This is a genomic window from Streptomyces hamibioticus, from assembly GCF_047946815.1.
GTDB lineage: Bacteria > Actinomycetota > Actinomycetes > Streptomycetales > Streptomycetaceae > Streptomyces.
Window position 1 is genome coordinate 5,585,407 of record NZ_JBKKQY010000001.1, and the last position, 12,058, is coordinate 5,597,464.

General features: G+C 72.5%; 12 protein-coding genes. 5 read left to right on the forward strand and 7 right to left on the reverse strand.

Annotation, left to right across the window (positions count from 1 at the left end):
- Window positions 1-47: 47 nt before the first annotated feature.
- On the forward strand, window positions 48-1,043 hold the full coding sequence (locus ACLGIH_RS25315) for a 2-hydroxyacid dehydrogenase (RefSeq protein ID WP_416527581.1): 996 nt from the start codon (window positions 48-50) through the stop codon (window positions 1,041-1,043).
- Here ACLGIH_RS25315 and ACLGIH_RS25320 read toward each other — a convergent pair.
- The 3 genes from ACLGIH_RS25320 to ACLGIH_RS25330 all read right to left on the reverse strand — a co-directional run bounded on the left by ACLGIH_RS25320 (window position 995) and on the right by ACLGIH_RS25330 (window position 3,766).
- Window positions 995-2,971 carry an anthranilate synthase family protein gene (locus ACLGIH_RS25320; RefSeq protein WP_416527582.1) on the reverse strand — a complete coding sequence of 659 codons (1,977 nt, stop codon included), beginning with the start codon at window positions 2,969-2,971 and terminating at the stop codon, window positions 995-997. The genes ACLGIH_RS25315 and ACLGIH_RS25320 overlap by 49 nt on opposite strands.
- 120 nt (window positions 2,972-3,091) lie before the next feature.
- The gene (locus ACLGIH_RS25325) at window positions 3,092-3,154 is read right to left on the reverse strand and encodes a trp operon leader peptide (protein ID WP_416529469.1); all 63 of its coding nucleotides are present in this window, start codon (window positions 3,152-3,154) and stop codon (window positions 3,092-3,094) included.
- Window positions 3,155-3,163: 9 nt separating this feature from the next.
- On the reverse strand, window positions 3,164-3,766 hold the full coding sequence (locus tag ACLGIH_RS25330; RefSeq protein WP_416527583.1) for a TetR/AcrR family transcriptional regulator: 603 nt from the start codon (window positions 3,764-3,766) through the stop codon (window positions 3,164-3,166).
- Window positions 3,767-3,812: 46 nt separating this feature from the next.
- On the opposite strand from ACLGIH_RS25330, the gene ACLGIH_RS25335 reads away from it, so the two are divergent.
- The 3 genes from ACLGIH_RS25335 to ACLGIH_RS25345 all read left to right on the forward strand — a co-directional run bounded on the left by ACLGIH_RS25335 (window position 3,813) and on the right by ACLGIH_RS25345 (window position 6,519).
- Entirely contained in the window at window positions 3,813-4,724 is a 912-nt protein-coding gene (locus tag ACLGIH_RS25335; RefSeq protein WP_416527584.1) for a DUF2867 domain-containing protein, read from the forward strand.
- A gap of 43 nt (window positions 4,725-4,767) precedes the next feature.
- A complete protein-coding gene (locus tag ACLGIH_RS25340; RefSeq protein WP_416527585.1) occupies window positions 4,768-6,120 on the forward strand; it encodes a class II 3-deoxy-7-phosphoheptulonate synthase in 1,353 nt (450 codons plus the stop codon).
- Between the two features lie 171 nt (window positions 6,121-6,291).
- Window positions 6,292-6,519: a (2Fe-2S)-binding protein gene (locus ACLGIH_RS25345; RefSeq protein ID WP_416527586.1), complete on the forward strand. Its 228-nt coding sequence runs from the start codon at window positions 6,292-6,294 to the stop codon at window positions 6,517-6,519.
- 40 nt (window positions 6,520-6,559) lie between these two features.
- Here the strand turns inward: ACLGIH_RS25345 and bfr are convergent, their stop codons facing one another.
- On the reverse strand, window positions 6,560-7,048 hold the full coding sequence (gene bfr / locus ACLGIH_RS25350; RefSeq protein WP_416527587.1) for a bacterioferritin: 489 nt from the start codon (window positions 7,046-7,048) through the stop codon (window positions 6,560-6,562).
- Window positions 7,049-7,240: 192 nt separating this feature from the next.
- Between bfr and ACLGIH_RS25355 the strand changes: the two genes are divergently transcribed.
- Window positions 7,241-7,888, forward strand: a complete 648-nt coding sequence (locus tag ACLGIH_RS25355; protein WP_416527588.1) for a sulfite oxidase-like oxidoreductase — start codon at window positions 7,241-7,243, stop codon at window positions 7,886-7,888.
- A gap of 25 nt (window positions 7,889-7,913) precedes the next feature.
- Here the strand turns inward: ACLGIH_RS25355 and ACLGIH_RS25360 are convergent, their stop codons facing one another.
- The 3 genes from ACLGIH_RS25360 to ACLGIH_RS25370 all read right to left on the reverse strand — a co-directional run bounded on the left by ACLGIH_RS25360 (window position 7,914) and on the right by ACLGIH_RS25370 (window position 12,055).
- Window positions 7,914-8,792: a deoxyribonuclease IV gene (locus tag ACLGIH_RS25360; RefSeq protein ID WP_416527589.1), complete on the reverse strand. Its 879-nt coding sequence runs from the start codon at window positions 8,790-8,792 to the stop codon at window positions 7,914-7,916.
- A 187-nt stretch (window positions 8,793-8,979) separates the two neighbouring features.
- Complete coding sequence (pknB, locus tag ACLGIH_RS25365) at window positions 8,980-10,911, reverse strand: Stk1 family PASTA domain-containing Ser/Thr kinase (protein WP_416527590.1); 1,932 nt, start codon at window positions 10,909-10,911, stop codon at window positions 8,980-8,982.
- Window positions 10,912-11,260: 349 nt separating this feature from the next.
- Window positions 11,261-12,055 (reverse strand): thiazole synthase, encoded by a 795-nt coding sequence (locus tag ACLGIH_RS25370; protein ID WP_416527591.1) that lies wholly within the window; start codon window positions 12,053-12,055, stop codon window positions 11,261-11,263.
- Window positions 12,056-12,058 lie beyond the last annotated feature (3 nt).

A 12,058-nucleotide genomic window follows, 5' to 3' on the forward strand; every position in this document is an offset into this window, starting at 1 on the left:
GGTGCGGACGAAACCGGTGAACCGGTGCAACCCCCCCGGAGGGCCCCTTGGAGATCCTGGCGTTCGGTGTGCAGGCCGACGAGAAGCCCCTGATCGAACAGGCCTTCCGGGACCGGGAGCCGGTCCGCTGCCTGGACGTCTTCCTCACCGAGGACACCGCGCCCATCGCCGCGGGCCACGAGACCGTCTCCACGTCCGTCAACTGCGACCTCGGCGCGGGCGTCCTGGAGATCCTCGCCGCCGGCGGCACCCGGATGGTCGCCCAGCGCTCCACCGGCTTCAACAACACCGACCTGGCCACGGCCGAGCGGCTCGGCATGACCATCGCGCGCGTGTCGTACTACTCGCCCTACTCCGTCGCCGAGTTCGCGTGGGCCCTCGCCATGGCCGTCAACCGCCGTATCGTGCGCGCCTCCACGCGCACCCGCGACTTCGACTTCCGGCTGCACGGCCTGATGGGCCGCGACATGCACGGCCGCACCGCCGGCGTCCTCGGCACCGGCAAGATCGGTGAGGCCTTCGCCCGGATCGCCCACGGCTTCGGCATGCGGCTGCTCGGCTGGGACATCGCCGAGAACCCGGCCTGCCTGGAGCTGGGCATGACCTACGTACCCAAGGAGCGGCTCCTCGCCGAGTCCGACCTGGTCTCCCTGCACGTCCCGCTGATGCCCCGGACCCGGCACCTCGTCGACGCGGACGCCCTGAAGGCGATGAAGGACGACGCCGTCCTGATCAACTCCAGCCGCGGCGGTCTGATCGACTCCGCGGCCCTGGTCAGGGAGCTGCGCGCGGGCCGCTTCACCGGCGTGGGCCTGGACGTGTACGAGGCGGAGGCGGGCCTGTTCTTCCTCGACAAGTCCCTGGAGCCCATCGCGGACGACATCCTGGCCCGCCTCGTCACCTTCCCGAACGTCCTGGTCACCTCGCACCAGGCCTACTACACCGAGGACGCCGTCCGGCAGATCGTCGACACCACGGCGCGGAACGTCGCCGACTACCGGGCCGGGCGCCGCTCGGAGAACGTGCTGGTGCCGCGCAGCTGACCGACCAGCTCCCGCACCACGGCGGCGCCGTTCAGCGTCAGCACCGACTCCGGGTGGAACTGCACGCCGGCGAACGCGTTTCCCGGCGCGGCCGGGGCACGACCGGGCCCGCGCAGCGCGTGCACCTCGCCGTTGACGGCCCGGCTCACCTCGATGCCGTGCGTGGCCAGCTCCTCGGCGGTGGCGTCGTCGCAGCGCGCGGCGAAGCTGTTGTAGAAGCCGACGGTCTCCCGCCGCCCGAACAGGTCGATCTCCATCTGCGCCCCCTGGTACGGCACCTCCTTGCGGACGATGTCCAGTCCCAGCTCCGCCGCGATCAGCTCGTGCCCGAGGCACACGCCGAGGACGCCGTGCCGGTGTTCCCGGAGCACCTCGGCGGCCAGGGCGCGCAGGAACCGCATCTTCGGATCGGCCGCGTCCGCCGGGTCGCCGGGGCCCGGCCCCAGTACCACCGGACCGGCGTGCCCGAGCACCGCCTCCCGCAGCCCCGGCTCGTCGTACCGCCGGACGGTGACGTCCAGCCCGCCGGCCCGCAGCACGTGCGCGAGCATCGCCGTGAAGGTGTCCTCCCCGTCGACGACCAGGGCGTGCCCGTCGAGCGCGTCCGTCCGTTCCTGCATGCGCAGCCAGAACGGGGCCAGCGAGGCCCGGCGCCCGTCCAGCGCGGCCCGCACCCGCGGGTCGTCGGCGAGCCGGGGACGGGCCGCCTCCTCGCGCGGCCGGGCGGCGCGGACGCCCAGCGCGGCCAGCACCCCGGCCGCCTTGGCGTGGGTCTCGGCGACCTCGCCGGCCGGGTCCGAGCCGCGCACCAGCGTCGCGCCGACCGGCACCCGCAGCCGCCCGTGCGCGTCGATGTCGGCGGTGCGGATCAGGATGGGGGAGTCGAGGGTCTGCGCGCCACCGGTGTCCCGGCCGATCAGCGCCAGCGCGCCCGCGTAGTAGCCGCGCCCGGTGCCGTCCGGCCCGAGGGGTTCGTACCGCTTGATGACCCGGCAGGCGTTCTGCACCGGCGAGCCGGTCACGGTCGCCGCGAACATCGTCTCCTTCAGCACCTCGCGCACGTCCAGGGAGGACCTGCCGCGCAGCTCGTACTCGGTGTGGGCGAGGTGGGCCATCTCCTTCAGCCGGGGGCCGACGACCACGCCGCCCATGTCGCCGACGGTGCACATCATCTTGAGTTCCTCGTCGACGACCATCGACAGCTCCTCGGTCTCCTTGCCGTCGGCGAGGAAGCCGAGCAGGTGCTCGGGGGCCGGGCCGTCGGCGGGGTAGCGGTAGGTCCCGCTGATCGGGTTCATCACCACCGTCCCGCCGGACATCCGCACGTGCACCTCCGGGCTCGCACCGACCAGCGTGCGCCCGCCCGTCGCCCGCCCCCGCCCTTCCGGGCAGGGCCCTTCGGGCCCCTCCCCGTTTCCGGTGTGCACCACGAACGTCCAGTAGGCGCCCCGTTCGCCCTCCAGCAGCCGCCGGAACAGGGCCAGCGCGTCGGCCCGGCCGAACCCCGGGATCTGCCCCTCGTACGTCCGCCGGATCACGAAGTTGGCGCCCTCGCCCCGTCCGATCTCCTCGCGCAGCACCCGCCCGACGATTCCGGCGTACTCCGCGTCACCGACGTCGAATCCGCCGCCCTCGACCCGGACGTCGTGCGCGGGGAGCTGTTCCAGGGCCTCGGCGAGCGGGAGGTCGTAGCGCTCCTGCGGGGTCAGCACCAGCAGCGGGGTGCCGTCGTCGCGGACGTCGAAGCCGCGTTCGCGGATCTGGCGGAACGGGAGCAGCGCCAGACAGTCCTCGGGCAGGTCGGCGAGGTGCTCCCGGGTGCCGGCCGTGCCGATCAGCACCTCGACGCGGTCGTGGTCGAGGCCGGGGGTGCGGCGGCGCAGCAGGGCGAACGGGCGGTCGTCGCTCAGCAGATCGAGCAGGTTCATGGGGTCCGTACTCCTTTTCGGCGGACATCCCGGTGGATGTCCCGGTGGGTGAGGAGCGGACCGCCGGAAACGCCGAAGGCCGCCCCTGGGGCGGCCTTCGCGAGGTGTGGGTACGCGCAGTCAGTGGGCCGCCGGAGAAGCGGTCCACCACCAGTTCTGGATGTGAGCCGAGCGCGTGAACATGCCCCGACCCTAGCGCACCAGCAGCAGCGCGAGGGTGCGTTCGAGATGACGCGTCAGCTCGTCGCCCTCCGGAAGCGTGGCCGGGACGGCGTGGCCGAGCTGGACGTGGCCCAGGTAGACGCTGTAGGCGAGCAGCGCGCGGCGGTGTGCCTCCGGCTCCGGGAAGCCCGCCTCGGCGAACAGCCCGGCCAGGTAGCCGACCCGGCGTTCGGTGACCCGTTCGAGGGCCGCGGCGACCCGGGGGTCGTCGGCGGTGGCCAGCAGCGTGACCTCCAGCGGGTCGTCGGCCGCCGAGCGCACCGCCTCGGTGAACAGCCACCGCAGCCGCTGCTCGGGATCGGGGCCCACTTCCGCCTCGAGCGTGGTGATGGGCGCCTCGGTGTCGGTCTCCGCCCAGCGGACCAGGGCGGCCTCGATCAGCGCGTCACGGCCCGCGAAGTGCCAGTAGAAGCTGCCCTTGGTGGTGCCCAGCCGGGTGGCCAGCGGCTCCACGGCGACGGCGGCGAGTCCGCCCTCGCGCATCGCCGCGAGCGCGGCGTCGGCCCAGTCCCGGGCGGTCAGCCTGGGCCTGCGGTTCCGTTCGTCGTTCCTCGGCCGTTGCACCATGTCCATACGGTACCGTACGGTTGACCATACGCTACCGTACGGAGGTGCTCTGATGAGTACGGTACGCAAGGTGCACGCCCGCACGATCGCCGCCCCCGCCCGGCGGGTCGGAGCGCTGCTCGACCGGCTCGCCGCCGACGACGACCCGCTCTTCCCGTCCCCCGCCTGGGCCCCGATCCGCTTCGACCGCCCGCTCGGCGTCGGCGCCGCCGGCGGCCACGGACCGGTCCGCTACTCGGTCGAGGCCCACGAGCCCGGCCGCCGCGTCCGCTTCGCCCTCGGCCCGCCCGGCGGCCCGGGCTTCCACGAACTGGCCGTCGCGCCCCTCGGCCCCGGCCGCTGCGAGCTGCGGCACGTCCTGGAGCAGGACCTGCGCGGCACCGACTACCCGGGCTGGCTGCTCGCCGTCCGCGCCGTGCACGGCACGGTGATCGAGGAGATGTTCGACAGCGCCGAGCTGGCCGCCACCGGGGCGCTGCCCCGTCCCGTGCGCCGCGGCCGGTACGTCCGGCTGCTCCAGCGGCTCGGCTGGGACCGCCCGTCCGCCGTCGACGTCCCCGAGGGCGCCGCCCTGCTGCGGGCCGCCCTCCCCGTCGTCGACCACGCCGACGCCTTCGCCATGGAGCTGCGCCCCGGCATGCCGGCCGACCCGGCGGCCTGGGAGCGGGTGCTCGGCGAGGTCCCCGTCCACGGCCGCACCGACACCGAGGTGCTGCTCGGCGAGGACGGCAGGCACCTCGACTTCCGGGTCTCGGTCCTGGTGGACGCGCCGGCCCGGCGGGTGACCCTGGGTACGGTGGTCCGGCTCCACGACCGCGCCGGGCGCCGGTACTGGTCGGTGGTGCGCCATGCGCATCCCGTGGCGGCCCGGCTGCTGCTGCGCCGCACGCACCGGCGGCTGGCCCTGGCGGCACCCCGCGCGGCGGAGCGGGAGCGGCGGAGCGGGGTTCGTCTCACTTCGTGAGCGGCGGGATGGACGGTGGATCCGACCCCGTAATGTTGAGGGCGTGACCGTGAACGCTAAGACCAGCGCGAGCGCTGGCAACACCTGGCGAGACCTGCCCGCGGCGCAGCAGCCCGAGTACCCCGACACCGAGGCTCTGCGCGCAGTGATCGCGGACCTCGAGTCGTATCCGCCGCTCGTCTTCGCGGGCGAGTGCGACCAGCTGCGCGCCCGGATGGCGGCCGTCGCCAAGGGAGAGGCGTTCCTCCTCCAGGGCGGCGACTGCGCCGAGGCCTTCGACGCGGTGTCCGCCGACCACATCCGCAACAAGCTCAAGACGCTGCTCCAGATGGGCGCGGTGCTGACGTACGCGGCCTCGGTGCCCGTGGTCAAGGTCGGCCGGATCGCCGGCCAGTACTCCAAGCCGCGCTCCAAGCCGACCGAGACCCGCGACGGCGTGACCCTGCCGACCTACCGCGGCGACTCCGTCAACGGCTTCGACTTCACCGAAGAGGCCCGCGTCCCGGACCCCGAGCGGCTCAAGCGCATGTACCACGCCTCGGCCTCGACGCTGAACCTGGTGCGCGCCTTCACCACCGGCGGCTATGCCGACCTGCGCCAGGTGCACGCCTGGAACCAGGACTTCGTGAAGTCGTCCCCGTCCGGTCAGCGCTACGAGCAGCTCGCCCGGGAGATCGACAACGCGCTGAACTTCATGCGCGCGTGCGGCACGGACCCGGAGGAGTTCAAGACCGTCGAGTTCTTCTCCTCGCACGAGGCGCTGCTGCTCGACTACGAGTCGGCGCTCACCCGCGTCGACTCGCGCACCGGGCAGCTGTACGACGTCTCCGCGCACATGGTGTGGATCGGTGAGCGCACCCGGCAGCTGGACCACGCGCACATCGAGTTCGCCTCGCGGATCCGCAACCCGATCGGCATCAAGCTCGGCCCGACGACGACGGCCGAGGAGGCGCTGCAGTACATCGAGCGTCTCGACCCCGAGCGGGAGCCGGGCCGGCTGACGTTCATCGTCCGGATGGGCGCGGACAAGATCCGCGACCGGCTGCCGGAGCTGGTGGAGAAGGTGACGGCCTCGGGCGCGACGGTGGCCTGGGTGACCGACCCGATGCACGGCAACACCTTCGAGGCGGCCTCCGGCCACAAGACCCGTCGCTTCGACGACGTGCTGGACGAGGTCAAGGGCTTCTTCGAGGTCCACAAGGGGCTCGGCACCCACCCGGGCGGCATCCACGTGGAGCTGACCGGCGACGACGTCACCGAGTGCGTCGGCGGCGGCGACGAGATCTTCGTCGACGACCTGCACCAGCGCTACGAGACGGCCTGCGACCCGCGGCTGAACCGCAGCCAGTCGCTCGACCTGGCGTTCCTGGTGGCGGAGATGTACCGGGACCAGTGACGGTACGCCCGTTCGCGGGCGGGAAATGGGGCGCGGGTCACATACGATCCGCGCCCCCTCCACTTTTGCGGCCCCGGCCCGATGGGTAAGGTTAGGTTTGCCTCACCGATCAGTCGGGCCTCCGGTCATCGGTACGGCACGACCTTGTACCCCGTCCGGGAGGTGAACCGCGTGTTCGTCTGCAGCTGCTTCGGTGTCACCGAGGAACAGGTGAAGAGCCACGCGGCGGCCGGCGCGTGCACGCCCCGGCAGATCGCCTCCGCCTGCAAGGCCGGCACCGACTGCGGCGGCTGCGTACGGCGTATCCAGGCGCTGCTCGGCCGTGGGGCCTGCCCCCGCCGGCAGCTGGTCGACCAGGGGGAGCCCGCGCTCGTGGCGGAGCTGCCCGAGGCGGCCTAGGGGGTCCGGGACGCCGAGGACGGCCCCGGAGCGAGCTTCGTCAGGAGGCGTCCGGCTGGGACTGCTCGATGACCGTCGACAGGTACAGCGACTCGCCCAGCTTCTCGATCAGGTCCAGCTGGGTTTCCAGGTAGTCGATGTGGTGCTCCTCGTCGGCGAGGATCGCCTCGAAGATGTTGGCCGACGTGATGTCGTTCTTGCCCCGCATCACCGCGATGCCCCGGCGCAGCCGGTCGATCGCCTCGACCTCGATCTCCCGGTCGGCCTGGAACATCTCGGTGACCGTCTGCCCGACCCGGACGTGGAACAGCCGCTGGTAGTTCGGCAGGCCGTCCAGCATCAGGATGCGGTCGGTGAGCACCTCGGCGTGCCGCATCTCGTCGAAGGACTCGGCGCGCGTGTACTTGGCGAGCTTGGTCCAGCCCTTGTGGTCCTGCAGCTTTGAGTGCAGGAAGTACTGGTTGATCGCGGTCAGCTCGGCGGTCAGCTGCTCGTTGAGGAATTCGAGGACCTCGGGATCGCCCTGCATCGCATGGGCTCCTTCCGCACGGGGAACTGGCAGGTTGCGCCGCATGATTGCACCGGCGGCGAAGATCGTCCAGTAAGTCTTGACTTAGTAAGTAAGTACAGGCTTAGTTGCAATTGCCGGGGTTGGGGTTGATTGCCAGATATTGCGCTTGCCCGTTCGGGAGCATCACCACCGGTCTGTCAGGATGGAGGCATGGGTCAGCCGGTGGGACGCGAACAGGGAGAAGGCGGTACAGGAGGAGCGGTACAGCCCGAGCTCCCGCCGGGGCAGCGGCTGCAGCGCGGCTGGCCCGTCACGCATTACGGGCCGGTCCCCAAGTTCCGCCCGGAGCGCTGGGAGTTCCGGGTCTTCGGCGCCACCGCCGACGGCGAGAAGCACAGCTGGGACCACGAGGAGTTCACGGCCCTGCCGTACACCACCGTCGTGGCCGACCTGCACTGCGTCACGAAGTTCAGCATGCTCGGTTCCGAGTGGGGCGGCATCCCGGCCACCACGATCCTCGACCTCGCCCCGCCCGCGCCCGCCGTCACCCATGTGATGGTGTGGGCGGAGTACGGATTCAGCTCCAACCTCCGGCTGTCCGACTTCGCCGCCGAGCGCACCCTGTTCGCCACCCACAAGGACGGCGAGCTGCTCACCGCCGAGCACGGCTTTCCGCTCCGGCTGATCGTCCCCCACCTGTACGCCTGGAAGGGCCCGAAGTGGGTCCGCGGCGTCGAGTACATGACCGCCGACCGCCGCGGCTTCTGGGAGGAGCGCGGCTACCACAACATCGGCGATCCATGGCGGGAGCAGCGCTACTCCTACCAGGAGGAGCCCGGGGACGGCCCCGAACTCTGAGCGGGCTCTCCCTCGGGGGAGCCGGTCAGCCGTCGCGCAGCTTCTTCAGCCGCTCCACGTCCCCCGCGTGCCCCTCCTTGCCGCCCGGCGTCTCGATGACCAGCGGTACGCCCGCGGTCGCCGGGTGCGTCATCAGCTCCCGGAACGGGTCCTCGCCGATGTGTCCGGCGCCGATGTTCGCGTGCCGGTCCTTGTGCGCTCCGGCGACGTCCTTGGAGTCGTTGGCGTGGATCAGCTTCAGCCGGCCCTCACCGACCGTGTCCACGAGCAGGTCCAGCGTCCGGTGCATGCCGTCCGGCCCGGCCAGGTCGTGCCCGGCCGCGAAGACGTGGCAGGTGTCCAGGCACACGCCCAGTTTCGGATGGGCGTCCAGCGCCTCGAAGTACGGCCCGAAGTCCCAGGTGCGGGAGCAGAGGGAAGCGCCCTGCCCGGCGGTCGACTCCAGCAGCACGTACGGGTCGTCGTCACGGGTCAGCTCGTCCAGCAGCGGCAGCATGTGCTCGCGCACCTGCTGCAGCGCCACCTCCCGCGCCCGGCCGCCGGTCGCGCTGCCCGTGTGCACCACGACACCGAGCGCGCCGATCGCACGGCCGCGCCGCAGCGAGTGCCGCAGCGACTCCACCGACCGCTCCACGGTCGCCTCCGTGTGCGAGCCGAAGTTGATCAGGTACGGCGCGTGCACGTACGCGGGGATCGACTCCTCCGCGCAGGCCGCGCGGAACGCCTCGTCCTGTCGCGGGTTGCCCACCGGGGTGGCCCAGCCGCGCGGGTTGGCGACGAAGACCTGGACCGCCTCCGCCTTCAGGTCACGGGCGTAGGGCAGCCCCACGGAGTGCAGCCCGCCGGCCACGGGCACATGGGCGCCGACCGGGTTGCGGGAGGGGCCGGAATGTTGCGTGTTCACCCGTCCAGGGTGTCATGCGGACGGCGCTGCTCCGTCAACGGATGGCCCGGCTCCGTCAGCGGCCGGGCGCCACTCCACCGGCGCCCTGGCCCGACTGCGTCGGCGGCCGCGGCCCGCTCCGCCGGCATCCCGGGCCGGCTCCGTCATCGGGCGGGTCCGGCTCCGTCCGCGGCCGGGCCCGGCTCCCTCACCGGATGGTGATGGTGATCGTCGAGCCCTTCGGGGCCGTGTCCCCGCCCGCCACGGACTGCTTCTTGACCGTGTCGCCGAACAGCCCGAGCAGCCCCCGGTCCTCCTTGACCCGGAACCCGGCCTCCTCCAGCTCCTGCCGGGCGTCGTCGACGCTGTCACCGACCACGTCCGGGACCTCGATCATCTCCGGGCCCTTGGACAGCGTCAGCGTCACCGTGTCGCCCTCGGCGGCCCGGCTGCCGCTGTCCGGCGTCTGCCGGGCGACCTGCCCCGCGTCGTGCTCGGAGTTGATCCGCTCGGCCGCGGTCTTCACCTTCAGACCGGCGTCCGCCAGCTCGGCCCTGGCGTCGTCGAGGTCGTCCCCGGTGACGTCCGGCACGTCGATCGGCCGGCCCTTGCTGACGGTGAGCGCGACCGCCGACCCCGCGCGCACCTCGGTGCCCTGCTTCGGGTCCGTGGAGATCACGAACCCCTGGGGGACGTCCTCGCTGAACGCGCGGTTGATCATGCCCGGCTCCAGTCCGTCCTGCTTGAGCAGGGACCGGGCCCGGTCCAGCTTGTAGCCCGCCAGATCGGGCAGCTTCACCGTCTCCGGGCCGTCGGAGATGGTGAGCGACACGGAGTCGTTGCTGCGGATGCGGGAGCCCGCCTCCGGGTCGGTGCGCATCACGGAGCCGCGCCGCACCGTGTCGCTGTAGGCGTGCTCGACCTTGCCCACGTCCAGCCCGGCCTCCGCCAGCCGGTCCCGGGCCTGCGCCTCGGTCTTCTCCAGCAGCGGCGGGACCTTGGTGAACTGCCCGGAGTTGATGTACCAGACGCCGGCGCCCACGCCCAGCACCAGCAGCACGGCCACGACGATCGCCATGGGACCGCGCGGTACGGCCGAGCGGCGGCGGGGCGGAGGCGGCGGCGGGGTCCGGAACCGGCTGGTGCGGTCGAGACCGTCGCCCTCCGCCCCGTCCTCCTCCCGGACGGGCAGCGGCCGGGGCACGGTCAGCGCGCGCGGGATCACGCTGGTGCGGTCCTCGGCGTTGTCGTGCTCCGCGGTCAGTGCCTGCGGCGGCACCGCGTCGAGCTGGTCGTCGCCGAGCCGTGCGCGGGCGTCGCGGGCCTGCGCGAGCAGCGCCACCGCGTCGTGCGGGCGGATCTCCGGATTGCGCGCGGTCGCCGAGGCGACCAGCTCGTCCAGTTCGTACGCCGTCCCCGGCACGGCGGCCGAGGGCGGCGGCACATCCTCATGGAGGTGCTGGTAGAGCACCTGGGCGGGGGAGTCCCCGCCGTGCGGCCTGCCGCCGGTCAGCATCTCGTACAGCACCACGCCGCACGCGTACACGTCGACCCGGGGATCGGCGGTGCCGTGCTCGATCTGCTCGGGCGCGAGGTAGGAGACGGTGCCGAGGACGGAGCCGGTCGTGTTGGTGACGGTGTCCACGGCCCGGACGAGACCGAAGTCGGCGACCTTGACCCGGCCGTCGTCCCCGATCAGCACGTTCTCCGGCTTCATGTCCCGGTGCACGAATCCGGCGCGGTGGGCGGCGCCGAGCGCGGCCAGCACCGGCTCCAGGATGTCCAGCGCGGCCCGCGGCTGCAGCGCCCCGCGCTCGCGCAGCACGTCACGCAGGGTGCAGCCGGAGACGTACTCCATGGCCAGGTAGACGTACGCCCCGTCGGTCCCCTGGTCGAAGACCTGCACGACATTGGGGTGGGCGAGCCGGGCCACCGACTTGGCCTCGCGGATGAACCGCTCGACGAAGGAGGCGTCGGCCGCGAGCGTCGGGTGCATCACCTTCAGCGCGAGCACGCGGTCCAGGCGGGTGTCCACGGCCCGGTAGACCGTGGCCATCCCGCCGACCGCGATCCGCGCGTCGACGCGGTACCGCCCGTCGAGCACCTGCCCGACCAGAGGGTCCTGAAGGGTCGTGTCCACGCAGGTGAGTGTACGAGCCGCCAAGGACACCCCGCCGCCCCGAAGCCGATCACCCCCACGACTGCAGCGCACCTGTGACGCACCCCACGCAGACGGGCCACGCACGGAGATGGGCCCCGCAGGGAACGCGCCCCGCAGGGAACGCGTCCGCACACGGAGCCGCCCCACTCACGGAAACGGGCCCATGCACGGAAACGGGCCCCCGCAGGGAACGCGTCCGCGCACGGAGCCGCACCCACCCACGGAAAGCCGCCGACGGTGCTCGGCCCCCACGGGCGAGGCCCACCTCCTGCCCGACTGGAAACGGGTGGTGCGTGGGCGGGCGGACCAAACGGAAGAACCGCGCCGCTCAGAACGCGGGCCGCTCAGGATCCAACCGGGCCAGCCCCTCCCCGGGAGAGGACGCCGCCGCAAAGTGCCGCCGCGGAATCCGCCCGGCCAGCCGGGCCAGCCGCCCCGCCTCCACGGCACTCCGCATGGCGGCGGCCATGAGCACCGGCTCCTGAGCACGGGTGACCGCCGAGGCCAGCATCACCCCCGCGCACCCCAGCTCCATCGCCAACGCCGCGTCCGACGCCGTACCGGCCCCCGCGTCCAGAATCACCGGCACGCGCGCGTGCTCGACGATCAGCTGGAAGTTGTGCGGGTTCCGGATCCCGAGCCCGGACCCGATCGGCGACCCCAACGGCATGACCGCGGCGCACCCCACGTCCTCCAGCTTCCGCGCCAGCACCGGATCGTCGTTCGTGTACGGCAGCACCGTGAACCCGTCGTCGACCAGCGTCTCCGCCGCCTCCAGCAGCTCGATCGGGTCCGGCAGCAGGGTCCGCTCGTCGGCGATGACCTCCAGCTTGATCAGGTCGGTGCCCAGGGCCTCGCGCGCGAGGCGGGCGGTGAGCACCGCCTCCCCGGCGGTGTAGCACCCCGCCGTGTTCGGCAGCACCCGGATGCCGAGCTTCTCCAGCACCGACAGCACCGACCCGTGCACGGTCGGGTTCACCCGCCGCATGGCGACCGTGGTCAGCTCCGTCCCGGAGGCCACCAGCGACCGCTCCAGCACGTCGAGGCTGGGCGCCCCGCCCGTGCCCATGATCAGTCGGGACGTGAACGACGTACCTCCGAGGACGAAAGGATCGTCGGCCATGGG